Source organism: Nonomuraea antri (assembly GCF_013283785.1).
GTDB lineage: Bacteria > Actinomycetota > Actinomycetes > Streptosporangiales > Streptosporangiaceae > Nonomuraea > Nonomuraea antri.
The window spans coordinates 1-15,390 of sequence record NZ_JABCPZ010000038.1 but is presented as its reverse complement, the minus strand read 5'-3'; the positions used below and the strand labels follow the sequence as shown (position 1 = coordinate 15,390).

General features: G+C 69.6%; 18 protein-coding genes. 11 read left to right on the top strand and 7 right to left on the bottom strand.

Features of this window, described 5'->3' with window-relative positions:
- Positions 1-8: 8 nt before the first annotated feature.
- From HII36_RS15375 to HII36_RS15365, 3 genes are all read right to left on the bottom strand, one after another.
- On the bottom strand, positions 9-359 hold the full coding sequence (locus HII36_RS15375) for a holo-ACP synthase (protein WP_173523854.1): 351 nt from the start codon (positions 357-359) through the stop codon (positions 9-11).
- A 24-nt stretch (positions 360-383) separates the two neighbouring features.
- Positions 384-1,799: a PhoX family protein gene (locus tag HII36_RS15370; RefSeq protein WP_173523853.1), complete on the bottom strand. Its 1,416-nt coding sequence runs from the start codon at positions 1,797-1,799 to the stop codon at positions 384-386.
- A gap of 131 nt (positions 1,800-1,930) precedes the next feature.
- Positions 1,931-2,590, bottom strand: a complete 660-nt coding sequence (locus tag HII36_RS15365; protein WP_173523852.1) for a hypothetical protein — start codon at positions 2,588-2,590, stop codon at positions 1,931-1,933.
- A 49-nt stretch (positions 2,591-2,639) separates the two neighbouring features.
- On the opposite strand from HII36_RS15365, the gene HII36_RS15360 reads away from it, so the two are divergent.
- Complete coding sequence (locus tag HII36_RS15360) at positions 2,640-3,362, top strand: hypothetical protein (protein WP_173523851.1); 723 nt, start codon at positions 2,640-2,642, stop codon at positions 3,360-3,362.
- Positions 3,363-3,373: 11 nt separating this feature from the next.
- Positions 3,374-4,276, top strand: coding sequence for a type I pantothenate kinase (gene coaA, locus HII36_RS15355; protein ID WP_173523898.1), 903 nt, complete (start codon positions 3,374-3,376; stop codon positions 4,274-4,276).
- Here coaA and HII36_RS15350 read toward each other — a convergent pair.
- The gene (locus HII36_RS15350; protein ID WP_173523850.1) at positions 4,248-4,388 is read right to left on the bottom strand and encodes a hypothetical protein; all 141 of its coding nucleotides are present in this window, start codon (positions 4,386-4,388) and stop codon (positions 4,248-4,250) included. The two genes, coaA and HII36_RS15350, sit on opposite strands and share 29 nt — an antisense overlap.
- Positions 4,389-4,450: 62 nt before the next feature.
- On the opposite strand from HII36_RS15350, the gene HII36_RS15345 reads away from it, so the two are divergent.
- The 6 genes from HII36_RS15345 to HII36_RS15320 all read left to right on the top strand — a co-directional run bounded on the left by HII36_RS15345 (position 4,451) and on the right by HII36_RS15320 (position 9,676).
- Positions 4,451-5,377 carry a DUF389 domain-containing protein gene (locus HII36_RS15345; protein ID WP_173523849.1) on the top strand — a complete coding sequence of 309 codons (927 nt, stop codon included), beginning with the start codon at positions 4,451-4,453 and terminating at the stop codon, positions 5,375-5,377.
- Between the two features lie 40 nt (positions 5,378-5,417).
- On the top strand, positions 5,418-6,323 hold the full coding sequence (locus tag HII36_RS15340) for an ABC transporter ATP-binding protein (protein WP_173523848.1): 906 nt from the start codon (positions 5,418-5,420) through the stop codon (positions 6,321-6,323).
- Positions 6,316-7,176 carry an ABC transporter permease gene (locus tag HII36_RS15335; protein ID WP_173523847.1) on the top strand — a complete coding sequence of 287 codons (861 nt, stop codon included), beginning with the start codon at positions 6,316-6,318 and terminating at the stop codon, positions 7,174-7,176. Before HII36_RS15340 ends, HII36_RS15335 begins: the two co-directional genes overlap by 8 nt.
- The gene (locus tag HII36_RS15330) at positions 7,173-8,087 is read left to right on the top strand and encodes an ABC transporter ATP-binding protein (RefSeq protein WP_173523846.1); all 915 of its coding nucleotides are present in this window, start codon (positions 7,173-7,175) and stop codon (positions 8,085-8,087) included. The genes HII36_RS15335 and HII36_RS15330 overlap by 4 nt, the downstream gene beginning before the upstream one ends.
- A gap of 46 nt (positions 8,088-8,133) precedes the next feature.
- A complete protein-coding gene (locus HII36_RS15325; RefSeq protein WP_173523845.1) occupies positions 8,134-8,850 on the top strand; it encodes an ABC transporter permease subunit in 717 nt (238 codons plus the stop codon).
- Positions 8,851-8,968: 118 nt separating this feature from the next.
- Complete coding sequence (locus tag HII36_RS15320; protein ID WP_173523844.1) at positions 8,969-9,676, top strand: sulfotransferase family protein; 708 nt, start codon at positions 8,969-8,971, stop codon at positions 9,674-9,676.
- A gap of 48 nt (positions 9,677-9,724) precedes the next feature.
- Here the strand turns inward: HII36_RS15320 and glmM are convergent, their stop codons facing one another.
- From glmM to rplM, 3 genes are read right to left on the bottom strand one after another with little or no spacing between them, the layout of a single operon-like run.
- Positions 9,725-11,071: a phosphoglucosamine mutase gene (glmM, locus tag HII36_RS15315; protein WP_173523843.1), complete on the bottom strand. Its 1,347-nt coding sequence runs from the start codon at positions 11,069-11,071 to the stop codon at positions 9,725-9,727.
- 1 nt (position 11,072) lies between these two features.
- Entirely contained in the window at positions 11,073-11,594 is a 522-nt protein-coding gene (rpsI, locus tag HII36_RS15310) for a 30S ribosomal protein S9 (protein ID WP_113700205.1), read from the bottom strand.
- 26 nt (positions 11,595-11,620) lie between these two features.
- On the bottom strand, positions 11,621-12,064 hold the full coding sequence (gene rplM / locus HII36_RS15305; RefSeq protein ID WP_173523842.1) for a 50S ribosomal protein L13: 444 nt from the start codon (positions 12,062-12,064) through the stop codon (positions 11,621-11,623).
- Positions 12,065-12,447: 383 nt separating this feature from the next.
- On the opposite strand from rplM, the gene HII36_RS15300 reads away from it, so the two are divergent.
- The 3 genes from HII36_RS15300 to HII36_RS15290 all read left to right on the top strand — a co-directional run.
- The gene (locus HII36_RS15300) at positions 12,448-13,134 is read left to right on the top strand and encodes a CAP domain-containing protein (RefSeq protein WP_173523841.1); all 687 of its coding nucleotides are present in this window, start codon (positions 12,448-12,450) and stop codon (positions 13,132-13,134) included.
- Between the two features lie 24 nt (positions 13,135-13,158).
- Positions 13,159-14,055, top strand: a complete 897-nt coding sequence (locus tag HII36_RS15295; RefSeq protein ID WP_173523840.1) for a hypothetical protein — start codon at positions 13,159-13,161, stop codon at positions 14,053-14,055.
- Between the two features lie 102 nt (positions 14,056-14,157).
- Positions 14,158-15,390 (top strand): hypothetical protein (locus HII36_RS15290; protein ID WP_173523839.1); only part of this gene is annotated, 1,233 nt, incomplete at its 3' end.

The window sequence follows — 15,390 nt, the reverse complement described above, 5'->3', positions numbered from 1 at the left end:
ATCCGAAGCTATCCCTCCGCGATCACATAAGCCACGGCCATGCCGCCGTCGTGGCTGAGCGAGACGTGCCAGCGCTTGACGCCGAGGCCGTAGGCCACCTCGGCCACGTTGCCCGTGACGCGCAGCTCGGGTTTGCCCAGCTCGTCGCAGCGCACCTCGGCCTCCAGGTGGCCCAGCCCATCGGGCGCGCCGAGCGCCTTGGCCACCGCCTCCTTGGCGGCGAACCTGGCCGCCAGCGAGTGCACCGGCAGATCCTTCTCCACCTCGGTGAACAGCCGCTCACGCAGATGCGGCGTGCGCGCGAGCGCCTTGCCGAAGCGGTCGATGTCCACGAGGTCCACCCCGATGCCCAGGATCATCTCCCCAGGCTACGGCCTGCGGGATCAGAACAGGCCGCGGTTCCACGGGCCCCAGATGGCGAACGAGGTGCCGCGCTTGGACTGGACGTTGACGTACAGGGTGTGCCCGCCTGGGCCGAACGTGGCGCCGGCGAACTCGGCGCCGGCGTCGCCGGGCACGGGTTCGAGCCGGCAGAAGTCGAAGATCTCCCCCGTCGTGGTGAGGCCGCGCAGGTGGTTGTGGCCGTCGCCGTCCTCGCACAGCACGAGCGTGCCCCGGTTGCTGACGGTTATGTTGTCGGGCAGGTCGAGCACGGCGGCGCGAGGCGAGGCGTAGACGAGCTTGAGCTCGTTCCCGCGCGTGTCGTAGGCCCAGACCTGGCCGCGGCCCTCGCCGAACCCCGACGGCGGCGGCTCGTCGCCCGGCGCGGCGGCGCCGCCCTGAGTGGAGACGAAGTAGATCGTGCCCCGGTGGTGCACCGCGCCTTCGAGCCGCGAGAAGATCGCCGCGCCCGCCGCCCGGCCCTGCCTGCCCACCGCCTGGACGGCCGTCTCGTTGGCCGGCCTGCCGGTGAACGACGGGTCGGGGTCGTCGACGTCCACCCAGCGCACCGGGTAGGTCCTGCCGAGCCGCTGCCGGCCGGACAGGTCGGTGCGCGGCGCGCCCTTGATCGCGAGCATCTGCAGCCTGCCGCCGTCGAGCAACCGCTCGGCCCGCATGGGGTGCTGGGGCGGCAGGTAGCGGTAGAACCCTGAGGGGAAGGCGAAGTTGTCCTCGGTCAGGTAGACCGCGCCGGACGACGGGTCGAAGGCGGCCGATTCGTGCGCGAACCGCCCGGCCGCCCTGATCGGCTCGGCGGTGGCGCGGCCGGTGAGTGGCACCTCGAAGACGTAGCCGTGCTTCTCCTTGAGCCTGGCGTTGTCCCCGCCGGAGAAGTCGTCGCCCACGTCGGGGCCGTTGACCGTCTCCTCGCAGGTCAGCCAGGCTCCCCAGGGCATCGGGCCGCCGGAGCAGTTCATCATGGTGCCGGTCAGCGAGGGCCTGCTGTCGAGCAGTTCGCCGTACCTGGTGACGCGCAGCGTGGACGTGCCGCCGCCGGCCATCGGGTCGTAGGCCCGCCGCCGGTCGCCGAACGCCCCGACGGGGCCGTTCACCTCGTGGTTGCGCACCAGGATCGCGCTGCCGTCCGGACCGGGGAACGCGGCCATGCCGTCGTGCCTGCCGGGCACCTCGCCGCCGGTGGTGAACTCGTCGCCGGCCATGCTGAACGAGCGGTAGCGAAAGCCGTCGGGCAGGCGCAGGCGTACGCGTCCGTCGCGTTCGTCCTCGACCGCGCGCAGCGGCCCGTAGCCGCCGGGAACGGGCTGGGCGCCGCCGCGCTCGGCCGCGCAGGCGACCCCTGCGAACGGGCCGCCGACCCCGGCGGTGGCGAGAGCCCGCAAAAAGCGACGACGGTCCACAAGACCTCCCAAGGCGCTACATCTCGCACAGTAGCCGCCCGGTCGTCGTCCTCACCGGAATTCCCCAAGACCACTGCCTTTCCCCGAACAAGGTCTCGGTAATCCCACGTCTTTGTCCACAGGCTGTGGATTCAGTGCTTCCCGCAGGCCGCCCACTTCTGCCACTCCACCATGTACGGCGCGCCGTGCGCGATCGTGTACCCCTGGCCGTCGGGGACGTCCACGGCCTCGGGCGCCGGTTCGATGTCCACGATCGCGGCGCCCAGCGCGTGCTCCACGGTGAACGGCACCGGCCACACCCCCTTCGGCACTCGCGAGCAGTCGGTGACGCGATAGCGCAGAAAGACGATGACGTGTTCACGGGCCTTCAGTACGGCGGGCAGGCCCTCGCTCTCGAACGGCCGATAGTCGTCGAGCAGATTCCGGTAATCGACTTTGACCCCCAGCAGTCGCAGCCCTGGGCCGCTCCGCCCGGCCGAGACGATGTGTAAATCCGGCTCTCCGGCGTTGTAGACGGAGAAGGCGTAGATGAATTCCCTGGGCCGCTTCTTCCCGCGGGTGACCAGCAAGGCGCTGCGTTCCGCCAGCGCGTGGAAATCGGCCGACATGGGGTCCGCCGACAACATGGCCCGCCCGTAACCGCGCGCCCACAGTTCCTTGCCGGTGAGCATGGCGGCGAACAGCACCACGACCAGGAACCCGACGGCGAGTTTGGCCATCGGGCCCGGGCGGCCCGCCCGGTGGTCCAATGCCCACCAGACCTCGTTCCTGAGATACATAATGATCAGCATTTGATCAGAAAAGAGGGCCATGGAGAGCACTTTCTTTCTGGGATTGGCCATGGCCGTCACGATCGCCGTCGCCGCCGGCACGTGCGGCGCCGTCAAACGCCGCAGGCTCGACCGGTTCGTACGGCATCATCTGCTGGACATCACCCTGGAGAACGGCCCCCACGTGCTCACGTATCTGGGCCGGACGCGTCGCTGGCGAGCGGCCGCGCTGGCCGCGGGATTCTGTGTCCATTTCGCGCTGACGATCCCGCAGGGCCGTTACTCCCTCACCTTCCAGTTGCCGTTCGCCGCCTGGTATCTGGGCGTGATGCTGGCCGAGGTCCGCATGCTGCGGTGGCGTGGCACGCCGCTCCCGCTGCGGCCGCACGACTGCCTGTCCTGGCCCGCCGTGGTCATGTCCGTGGGTGCGGTGGCGGGCGCGCTGGTCACGCTGGTGGCGCCCTGGGGTCCGAGCGCGCGGGCGGCGGCCGTGCTGACGCTGGCCTCGGTGGCGCTCCAGTTCGCGATCGCCCGTCAGCCGGCCCCGGAGGCCGCCGAGGACGTCCTGGCCGCCCACGTCGCCACCAGGACGCGCAGCCTGCTCGTCCTGGCCGCCGGCGGCCCGATCTTCCTCATCGCGGCCGGCTCCCTGCGGTTCCCGCCCGGCGCGTCCGACCCGGGCGTCAACGTCGACCTGATGGGGCTGCTGTTCGCCGCGCTGGTCTGGTCCGCCTGGTACGTGGCCACCCGGCCAAGATCGAGTTTGTCCCTCATCGCTACGCTGCCTAGGTGAACAACGGCTACGTGGAACTGAGCAGGGAGCGGTGGAGCGAACTCCGCAAGAACACGCCCTTGACTCTCACCGCAGACGAGCTGGAAGAGCTGCGGGGCGTCGACGACCCCATCGACCTCACCGAAGTCACCGACATCTACCTCCCGCTGACCCGGCTGCTGAACCTGCACTTCACCGGGTCCAAGCAGCGCAGCAGCGTGCTGAGCGCCTTCCTGGGCAACGCCGAGCGGCGGGTGCCGTACATTCTGGGCATCGCGGGCAGCGTCGCGGTCGGGAAGTCGACGACGGCGCGGTTGCTGCACACGCTGCTGGCCCGCTGGCCCGAGCATCCGCACGTGGAGCTGATCACCACCGACAGCTTCCTCTACCCGAACGCGGTGCTGGAGGCCAAGGGGATCATGCATCGCAAGGGCTTCCCCGAGAGCTATGACCGCAGGGCGCTGGTCAGGTTCGTGGCGGAGGTGAAGGCGGGGACGCCGGAGGTGCCGGCGCCGGTCTACAGCCACCTCGAATACGACATAGTCCCCAGCGCGAAACAAGTCGTGAAAAGCCCGGATATCTTGATCATCGAAGGGCTCAACGTCCTCCAGCCCGCCCCGCCCACCTCCCTGGCGGTCAACGACTACTTCGACTTCTCCATCTACGTCGACGCCAAGGTCGAGGACATCCGCACCTGGTACGTCGAACGCTTCCACAAGCTCAGGCGCACCGCGTTCGAGGACCCGAAGTCGTACTTCAAGTACATCGCCGAGCTGTCGTACGAGGAGGCCACGGACTTCGCGGTGAACGTCTGGCGCGACATCAACGAGCGCAACCTCATCGAGAACATCGCGCCCACCCGCGGCCGGGCCGACCTCGTGCTGCAGAAGGGCTCCGACCACTCCGTCAGGCGGGTACGGCTGCGCCGAACCTGAACCTGAAGGCCTCCTCGAAGAGGTAGGTCGCGAACCTGCCCGCGCACTCCTGGTCGTCGATGTCGGCGAACCAGCAGTCCTCACCGTGATCGTGGCACTTGAACGAAGTCATGCCGGCAGCCTGGCGGACGCATGTCAATGCCAGGTCAACGTTCGATGGACAACAATGGCCGGGTGCTACATCTGCGACTGATCAGCCCGGCGGCGCGCACCGACGAGGTGACGGCGGTGCTGGACGAATGCCAGGGCGTCACCAACATCGTCGTCCTGCCGGGCGCGGCCAGGGAGCCCAGGGGCGACGTCATCCTGTGCGACATCGCCCGCGAGTCGGGCAACGTGGTGATCGGCAAGCTCAAGTGGCTGGAGGACGAGGGCTCGATCGCCGTCGAGCAGGTCGACCTGTCGCTGTCCAAGGTCGCCGACGAGGCGATCGACGAGGCGCCCGGCGACCCGGACGACACCGTCGTCTGGGAGGACCTGTCTCAACGGGTGCACGCCGAGTCGCGCATCACCTGGGCGTACCTGGCGTTCCTGGCCATCGCCACGCAGCTCGCGGGCATCGGCGTGCTGCAGAACTCGACCGTGCTGATCGTCGGCGCCATGGTGCTCGGCCCGGAGTTCGGCGCGATCGCGGCCATCTGCTTCGGGCTGCTCGGCGGCCAGTGGCACCTGATCGTCAAGGCGCTCAGGACGCTGGTGATCGGATTCACCGTGGCCATCGCGATCACCTTCGCCTGCGCGCTGGTCTCCCACTGGCTGGGCTGGATCAGCCACGCGAACCTGGAGGTCAACCAGGAGGTCAGCTTCATCGTGAAGCCGGACCGCTGGTCGTTCATCGTGGCGCTGCTGGCCGGCGTGGCCGGGGTGCTGTCGATCACGGGCGGCAAGTCGACCTCGCTGATCGGCGTCTTCATCTCGGTCACCACCGTCCCCGCGGCCGGGTACCTGGCGGTCGCGCTCGCGCTGGGCGCCTGGCCGGAGGTGCCCGCGTCGGTCGCGCAGCTCGCGGTGAACATCCTCGGCATGATCGTCTCGGGCACGGCCACGCTGCTGATCCAGCGCAGATTCTGGCCTCAAGTAGGACGCCGTTCCTCCTTTTGACGGAGGCAGCGGCGACACCTCGGGGGCTAGGGTCGAGATCATGCACATCCTCGCCACCGAGGGGCTGACCAAACGATTCCCCACCGTCACCGCCGTCGATCAGCTCACCGTCGCCGTGGGCCCCGGCGTGACCGGGCTGGTCGGCGCGAACGGCGCGGGCAAGTCGACGCTGATCAAGATCCTCCTCGGCCTGCTACCGCCATCCGCAGGCGCCGCCCGCGTGCTCGATCTCGACGTGACCACGCGCGGCGCCGACATCCGCAGGCTCGTCGGCTACATGCCCGAGCACGAGTGCCTGCCGCCCGACGTCTCAGCCACCGAGCTGGTCGTCCACCTCGCCCAGATGTCCGGGCTGCCGCGCACCGCCGCCCGCGAGCGCGCCGCCGACGTGCTGCGCCACGTCGGGCTGGCCGAAGAGCGCTACCGCGCGATCGGCGGCTACTCCACCGGCATGAAGCAGCGCGTCAAGCTGGCGCAGGCGCTCGTCCACGACCCCAAGCTGATCTTCCTGGACGAGCCCACGAACGGCCTCGACCCACGCGGCCGCGACGAGATGCTGGCGCTGATCAGGCGCATCGGCACCGAGTTCGGCATCAGCATCCTGGTCACCTCCCACCTGCTCGGCGAGCTCGAACGCATCTGCGACCACGTCATCGTCATCGACGCCGGCCGGCTGCTGCGCTCCTCGGCGATCGCGGAGTTCACCCAGGCCACCACCACGATCACGGTCGAGGTCGACGAGGGCACCGACGCCCTGGCCGACCGGCTGCGCGAGCTGGGCCAGCGGGTCACCCCCCACGGCCGGCTGCTGCTGGTCGAGGTGGCCGGCACCGAGACGTTCGACGCCGTCCGCGACGCCGCCGTCGACCTGGACCTGTGCCTGATCAGGCTGGAACAGGGCCGCCACCGCATCGAGGACGTCTTCAGGGAGGTCGCGGGTGTCTGAGATCTACGACATCGGCTATCGCCACTACGAGGGCCCGCGGCTGGGCCGCGGCTACTCGACCAGGGCGCTGGCCGTGCACAGCCTGCGCGGCGTCTTCGGGCTCGGGCGCACCGCCCGCAGCAAGATCATGCCGTTCTCGCTGTTCGTCATCATGCTGCTGCCCGCGATCGTGTCGGTGGCCCTCATGGCCATGGCCAATCAGCGCGGCATCCCGTACAGCGCGTTCGCGGTGGTCATGCAGGCGGTCGTGGCGATCTTCCTGGCCGCGCAGGCGCCCACCGTGGTCGCGCCCGACCTGCGCCACCGGGTGCTGCCGCTGTACCTGTCGCGGCCCGTCTCGGTCACTGAATACGTCACGGCCAAGGTCGCCGCGATGACCGTGGCCATGTTCCTGCTCATCGCGGTGCCGCTGACGCTGGTCTTCGTCGGCGAACTGCTGGTCGATCTGAAGCAGCCGGTGGCCACCAAGGAATACCTGGGCGCGATGGCGATGGCGCTGCTGTTGTCGGTGCTGATGTCGTCCTTCGGGCTGGCGCTGGCCTCGTTCACGCCCAGGCGCGGGCTCGGCGTGGCCTCGGTGATCACCGTGTACCTGCTGAGCTTCGCCTCCGTGCCGATCATCTACGGCGCCATGGAGGCCACCGGCAACGAGAGCGCCGCCTCGTGGGCCTGGCTGATGAACCCGTTCTGGCTGGTCGACTCGGTGCAGTCGTGGTTGTTCGACACGCCGTCGCACGCCATCGAGGGCGGCGACTACCCGTCAGGGCCGGCCTCGGCGCTGATCACGGCGGCGCTCATCGTCCTCGCGATCGGCGCGCTGGCGCTGCGCTACAGGAAGGCGGCCGCGCGATGAAGATCGAACTTTCGCAGGTCTCGCGCTGGTACGGCAACGTGGTGGCGGTCAACGACGTCACGATGACGATCGGCCCCGGCGTCACGGGCCTGCTCGGGCCGAACGGCGCGGGCAAGTCCACCCTGCTGCACCTGATGGCCGGCTTCCTGGCGCCGTCTGGCGGCACGGTCACGCTCGACGGCCGCCCGGTCTGGAAGAACCACCACATCTACCGCAACATCGGCCTGGTCCCCGAGCGGGAAGGCGTGTACGGCTTCCTGACCGGCTGGCAGTTCGTCCTGTCGGCCGCCAAGCTGCACGGCCTGCCCGATCCCGAGGAGGCCGCACGCAAGGCGCTGGCCACGGTCGAGATGGAAGACCCCAAAGACCGCCGGGTCGAGACCTACTCCAAGGGCATGCGCCAGCGGGTGAAGGTGGCCGCCGCGCTCGTCCACGACCCGCCCGTCTTACTGCTCGACGAACCGTTCAACGGCATGGACCCCCGCCAGCGCCTGCACCTGATGGACCTGATCAAGGCCATGGGCACGGCGGGCAAGACGATCCTGTTCAGCTCCCACATCCTGGAGGAGGTCGAGCGGGTCGCCCAGCACATCGAGGTGCTGGTGTCCGGCCGGCACGCGGCCTCGGGCAACTTCCGCGAGATCAGGCGGCTGATGACCGATCGGCCCCACCTGTTCAAGATCAGGTCCAGCGACGACAGGAGGCTCGCCGCCGCCCTCATCCGCGACGACTCCACCGGCGGCGTCACGCTCACCCCCGACGGGCTGGAGGTCCAGGCCGGCGAGCTGCGCCGCTTCGCCAGGCTGCTGCCCAAGGTCGCCCGCGCCGAAGACGTCCACCTGCACCAGGTCTCCCCCGCCGACGAAGACCTGGAGAGCGTCTTCTCCTACCTGATCAACCGGAGCAGCTGATGAATCCGCGCAATCCAGCGACCGAGCCGCCGAACGGAGTGAGGCCATGAACACCGTGGTCGCCGGCATCACCTACCGCGCGCTGCTGGGGCGGCGGCGGATCATCCTGCTCCTGTTGCTGCCCCTGGTCCTGATCGGCCTGGCCGTGCTGCTGCGCCTGGTGGGCAGCGGCGACCAGCGCTCGGCCTGGATCCTCATGGACAAGTTCGCGATCAGCACGATGCTGCCGCTGCTCGGCGTGATCGCCGGCACCGGCGTCATCGCGCCCGAGATCGACGACGGCACGATCATCCATCTGGTGTCGAAGCCGATCTCCCGCCCGGTCATCGCGCAGACGAAGTTCCTGGTGGCGGCCTCGCTGCTGGCGGTCTTCGCGGCGATTCCCTCGTACCTGGCGGCCTGGCTGCTGGTCGGCAACGAAGAGGGCCTGGCCACCGGCTACGCCCTGGGCACGCTGGTGGCGGGCGTCGCGTACGCGGCCGTCTTCCTGCTGCTCGGCGTCGTCACCCGGCACGCCGTGGCCATCGGCATCATCTACGCGCTGGTGTGGGAGAGCGTGGTGGGCGGTTTCCTGCCCGGCGCGCGCAAGTTCTCCATCCAGCAGTGGGGCCAGACCATCGCCGACCAGATCACCACCTCACCGTTCCTGAAGGCCGAGGTCACGATGGGGTTCGCGATCCCCGCCCTGATCGTGGTGACCGTGGGCGCGGTGTTCTGGGCGGGCCTGCGGCTGCGCTCGTTCTCCCTCACCGGGGACGAGTGACCCGGACATCCGGAAAATAAGCAAGTGTTGAATTCCACTCCTGCCTCACGTACGTTCGCGGCGGATCCACGAGCAAACCGGAACGACACGGACAACACGGACGGCACGGAGGGCAAACGTGTTACAGGTGATCGGCGCGGGATTCCCACGCACCGGAACGACCTCGATGAAGGCCGCGCTGGAACGGCTGGGATTCGGGCCTTGTTATCACATGTTCGAGATCCTCACGCAACCCGAGCACGTCGATCGGTGGCTGCCCACCGCATCCGGCGGCCCGGTCGACTGGAACGAGGTGTTCGCCGGCTACCGATCGAGCCAAGACTGGCCGGCCAGCCACTTCTGGCGGCAGCAGGCGGAGGCCTTCCCCGAGGCGAAGATCGTGCTGACCGTGCGCGATCCGCATCGGTGGTACCTGAGCATGCAGAAGCTGCTCGCGTCCGGCCCCGCCATGCGGCAGCCGGCCGACGACCGGCCACCCGCCGCCACCGCTCTGCTCGACGCCTTCGGCAGACTCGCGCCGGTACTCGACCTGATCGGCAACGAGACGTTCGAGACCGGCTGGGAGTACGGCCAGGGCGTACCGGAAGAAAAGGTGGCCCTGGCGGCGTTCGAGCGGCACGTCGCCGAGGTCAAGGAGAGCGCGCCGGCCGACCGGCTGCTGGTGTTCGACGTGCGTGAGGGCTGGGAGCCGCTGTGCCGGTTCCTCGGCGTCGACGTACCCGACGAGCCGTTCCCGCACCTGAACGAGGCCGAGACGATGCAGCGGATGCTGTCCAGGATGATGACGGAAGGCGTCGTCGAGTCGCCGTTCGACACCCGGGGCTGAGCCCCGGCCATCGGGTACGGCACGCCGGTGCCGTACCCGATGAACGTCTCAGACGCAGGCCTTGCGCACCACGTCGGCGAGACGGCCGGCCACCAGACCGGCGTGTTCCTCCGACGCGGCCTCGACCATGACGCGGATCATCGGCTCGGTGCCGCTCGGCCTGATCAGCACCCGGCCGGTGTCACCGAGTTCCGCCTCGGCCTCGGCCACGGCGGCGACCAGCTCCGGCACGGACGCCTTGGACTTGTCGACGTCCTTGATGTTGATCAGGATCTGCGGCATCGGGGTCATCACCTCGGCCAGCTCCCGGAGCGTCACGCCCGACTTGGCCACCACCGACAGCAGGTGCAGCGAGGTGAGCAGGCCGTCGCCCGTGGTGGCGTGGTCGAGCATGATGACGTGACCCGACTGCTCGCCCCCCAGGTTGTAGCCGTCGGACTTCATGCGTTCGAGCACGTAGCGGTCGCCGACCGCGGTCTCGATCACGTTGATGCCCGCCTCGCGCATGGCCAGCTTGAAGCCCAGGTTCGACATCACGGTGGCGACCACCGTGCTCTGGGCCAGCAGACCGTCGGTGTGCATCGCGCCGGCCAGGATGGCCATGATGTGATCGCCGTCGATGTAGGCGCCGGTGTGGTCGACCGCCAGGCAGCGGTCGGCGTCGCCGTCGTAGGCCACGCCCAGGTCGGCGCCGCGCGAGACGACGATCTGCCGGAGCTTGTCGAGGTGGGTCGAGCCGTGGCCGTCGTTGATGTTCAGGCCGTCGGGCCTGGCGCCGATGGCCTCGACCCGGGCGCCCGCCCGGACGAGCGCTTCCGGCGCGACCATGTGGGCGGCGCCGTGCGCGCAGTCGACCACGATGTTCAGACCGTCGAGCGCCCCGTTCATCGTGGTCAGCACGTGTGAGATGTAACGGTCGGCCTCGCCGTACGCGTCGCGGACGCGCCCGACGGAGGAGCCGACGGGGAAACTCCAGCTCTCACCGAGCCTGCGCTCGATCTCGTCCTCGACCGCGTCGGACAGCTTGAATCCGCCGCGGGCCAGGAACTTGATGCCGTTGTCTGGCGCCGGGTTGTGCGACGCCGACAACATGACGCCGAGATCGGCGCCGAGCGCGGCCGTGAGGTGCGCGACGGCCGGAGTGGGCAGCACGCCGAGACGCAGCACATCCACCCCGGACGACGCGAGGCCGGCGACCACGGCGGCCTCGAGGAATTCCCCAGAGGCACGCGGGTCCCGGCCTACGACCGCCACCGGCCGGCGGCCGGTAGCGGCGAACGCGCCTGCATCGCCGAGGACGTGCGCCGCTGCCACGGACAGATCCATGGCAAGCTCGGCGGTGAGGTCGCGACCAGCGACCCCACGTACCCCGTCGGTGCCGAAAAGACGCGCCAACTTAGCGCTTGCTGTACTGCGGAGCCTTGCGGGCCTTCTTGAGGCCGTACTTCTTCCGCTCCGTGGCGCGGGCGTCACGGGTGAGGAAGCCGGCCTTCTTCAGCGGCGGGCGGTTGACTTCGACGTCCAGGATCGCCAGCGCGCGGGACAGGCCCATGCGCAGCGCACCGGCCTGGCCGGTCACGCCGCCGCCGTCGATGCGGGCGATGACGTCGAACGCCTCTTCGGCGCCGAGCACCACGAAGGGCTCGTTGACGATCTGCTGGTGGACCTTGTTCGGGAAGTAGACGTCAAGCGAACGACCGTTGATCGTCCACTTGCCGGTGCCGGGGACGATGCGCACGCGGGCGATCGCCTCCTTGCGGCGGCCGGTGCCGTACGAGTTGCCCGTGGTGACGGGCTTGCGCACGGGAGCGTCAGCGCTGGCAGCGGACTCGGTGGTGTACTCGGACGGGAAGTCCTCGCCGGAGTAGTCCTCCAGCTCGGCCTCGACGGCCGTCTCGACACCGGTGGGCTCAGCCACGGTTCTCCTCTAACTCTTTCGAACTACTACTGGGCGATCTGGGTGATCTCGAACGGCACCGGCCGCTGGGCCTGGTGCGGGTGCTCAGAACCCGCGTAGACCTTCAGCTTCTTGGCCATCTTCCGGCCGAGGGAGTTCTTCGGCAGCATGCCCTTGACGGCCTTCTCGACGGCCTTCTCCGGCCGCTTCTCCATGAGCTCGCCGTAGCTGACGGAACGCAGACCGCCCGGGTAGCCCGAGTGGCGGTAAGCCTTCTTCTGCTCAAGCTTGTTGCCGCTCAGCGCGATCTTGTCCGCGTTGATGACGATGACGAAGTCACCGGTGTCGACGTGGTTCGCGAAGATCGGCTTGTGCTTGCCGCGGAGCAGGGTCGCGACGTGGCTGGCCAGCCGGCCCAGCACGACATCGGTCGCGTCGATGACGTACCACTGACGCTGGACGTCGGCGGGCTTCGGTGAGTACGTGCGCACGGTCGTAGCCTTCTTTATGCTCGCGTCTTCGGCGCTGTCGGATGCGACAGCTACATGGTCGGTCGGTGCGGGCACACGACGGCCCGGACCTTCCGTCTCCACTACGGGAGATGACGCCGGACGCGCCGCGCATCGGTCGCGCTGGACCTATGCACACAACGAACGATTAGGTTACCCGCCCGCAGGCGTGCTGGTCAAAAGACCGGTAACCCTGCCGTGAGTCTACCGGACATAGAACGGTTCGATTTCGGTTCCCTGGGACCCCTTCTTCCCCACGACCTGACATCCCTATCGTTGACTGCGGTATGTGGCAGTACTTTCACACCCGGCAAACCCAGCGGAGCTCTCTGCGCCGGAACCGCCTGGGTGTGCTGGCCTGCCTCATGTCGGCTCTCTTCACCGGCGTGCTGATCGGCCGGCTGAGCGACGACCCCGAGCCGGCCGGCCACGTCTACCTCAGCCAGACCGCCCCGCCCGCGGCCGCCCGCGAGCAGCCGCCCCAGCAGCAGCCGCGCAAGATGCAGCCGAACGCGGGCCGCATCGCCAGGGCCACGCCCAACCCCACGGCCCGCGGCAAGACCACGGTCAAGCCCACCAGGCCGCCAAAGGACCAGATCTCCGGCTACGACGCGCTCGACGACCCCACCCAGGTCCTCGGCGACCAGGACGACGGGCAGCGCGTCGCGGTGATCCCCGGGCTGGCCGCCAAGGTCGTCTCGCTCACCAACGCGGCCAGGGCCAAGCACGGCTGCGCCCCGCTGCGGGTCGACGGCAGGCTGGCGGCCAGCGCCCGTACGCACTCGCTGGAGATGGCCAGGGCCGGCGCGCTCACGCACGCCTCGCCCGACGGCGCCTCCCCCTGGGACCGGATGGAGCGCGCGGGCTACCCGTGGGGCGCCGCGGAGAACATCGGCAACGGCTACGCCACCGCCGACGAGGCCGTGCGCGGCTGGCTCGACAGCCCCGACCACCGCAAGAACATCCTCGACTGCGGCCTGCGCGCGATCGGCGTCGGCGTGGCCTCCGGCCCGAACGGCCCATGGTGGACCCAGGACTTCGGAACCCGATGACGTTCGTCACGGTAATGTCTCCGCATGGGTTTCCCCGAGCAGAGTGAAAGCAGCACGGACGACAGCACCCCACGCCGCTCGCGCAAGGAGCGCAAGGAGCAGCAGGCCGCCGCCGCTGCCGCCACTGCCGGTGCCGCCGGTCCCGCGGGCTCCGAGCAGGACGGTGCCGCCGGCCAGCAGAGCCGGATGTGGAGCCCCTACGACGAGGGCGGCTCCTCGCGCGGGCCGCTCTGGTTCGCCGTCGGCGGTGTCGTGGTGCTGGCTCTGCTCGTGGGCGGCATTGTGATCATGTGGAAGTCCGGCGGCGCCGACCCGAGCGCCGCGAGCGCGGCCCGCCACTCGTCCGCGCCCCTGCCCTCGGGCCCCACCGGCAAGTACGGCTACGCCGTCGACCGCGAGAACGACCCGGAACCGCTCACCGTCAAGGAGCTGTTCGCGGCGAAGAAGTTCACGGTCACCGGCCGCTCGTACGAGATGACGATCACCAGCAAAGACAAGAAGTGCACCGACGGGGTGCTCGGCGACAAGCTCCAGAAGGCGCTCAAGTCCGGCAAGTGCACCCAGTTCATCCGCGCCAGCTTCCGCGACAAGGCGGGCAAGGTGATCGGCACGGTCGGCGTCGCCAACCTCAAGACCAGCGGCACCGCCGGCAAGGTCGCCGCCGCGGGCAGCTCCAAGAGCTACGTCAAGCCGCTGGCCGGCAAGGACGAGGTCACCAAGTTCCTCGGCTCGGGCAGCGGTGGCGCCAAGGTCTGGACCCACGGCCACTACGCGATCCTGGTGTGGTTCCAGAACAAGGACGGCAGCAAGCCGGACAAGAAGGGCTCCAAGCTGCTGTTCCAGGCGGTCGACGACATCACCAAGGCGACCGTGTTCAAGGCGCTCGAACACCGGAGCGTGACTGGCAGCCCTGCAGTTTGAAAGGGGTCTTCGGCAAGTTAACCCCCCAAACAGGACGGCCGCAGCGACCGGGAACGCCCATACGCATATAACGATCTCGCGTCTCTCGCTAGGCTCGCCCTTATGCGTGGCCAGGAACCCGGGTCTGAGCACGATCGCAGGGAAGCCGACGGCTCGGTCGCACCGGCGACGCCCCCGCCGAGCTTCGGTCAGACCGACGGGCACAACGAATCGACGGGCGAGCATCCCATCCCCGTCTTCCACGGGCCGCCGCCCGGGCTGACCAGCCCGGACGACGAGACGTCCGAGCTGCCGCAGCTGCCCGCCTTCCCCGGCACGCAGCCGTGGGAGGTCTCGGGTGACGACGCGACGGCCTACGACTGGTTCGCGGACGCCGAGGACGTCGAACCCGACGAGCCCGGCTGGACGCCCGACCCCGTCGTACCCGAGCAGCCTAGCTGGGTCGCCGAGACCGGCATCGCCGAACAGCCCCGGTGGGCTGTCGAGGCGGGCGCGTCCGAGCGGGCTCGTGCGGCAGGTGCGCCTGAAGAGACCAGGTGGACCGCCGGGACAGACCCGTCCGAGCAGCCCAGGTGGGCACCCGAGCCAGGCGCGTCCAAAGAGACCAGGTGGGCGCCCGAGCCAGGTGCGTCCGAACCCACCAGGTGGGCGCCTGAGACAAGTGGGTCCGAGCAGCCGCCGTGGGCGGCACCTGAGTCGGACGCGGTCCAGCAGCCCAGGTGGGCGGCGCCTGAGTCAGGCGCGGGCGGGCACCCGACGTGGGATCCGCCGCCGGCGTTCACCGCCGCCGCAGCCGGCATGCCGGTCTGGCCCGCCCCGGTCACCGACCCGAACCCGGTGCCACCATGGCCGGCCGCCACGGGCGAGCTGGAGGCCGAGCCCGACGCCGACGAGCCGGACCTGGCCCGCTTCTTCGGACCACCCGCCACCGGCCTCGATGGCCTGCCCCAGGCCGCCCACTACTTCGACCCGAACGCCCGCGACCTGGACACCCGGGGCCCGGACACTCACGGCCCGGACACCCGGGGACCGGACACCAGCGGATCTGCCACCTACGGACCTACCCCCCACGGGCCAGACGCCCATGGACCGGACACTCGCGGAGCGGACACTCGCGGACCGGACGCCAGGAACCTGAGCATCGGCGAGAAGGACACCGCGCCCATGCCAATGTCCGCGCCGGTGCCTCCCCCTCCCACCGCCCCGCCGTCGCCTCCGCTACGCCGTGACCAGGTCGGATCAGGCCGCGCCACACCCGCGCCGCTGTTCGACCCGAACGTCACCCAGCCCGGCGGCGGCCGCCCGGCCGAGCCCGGCGACGTCCCGGTATGGCCC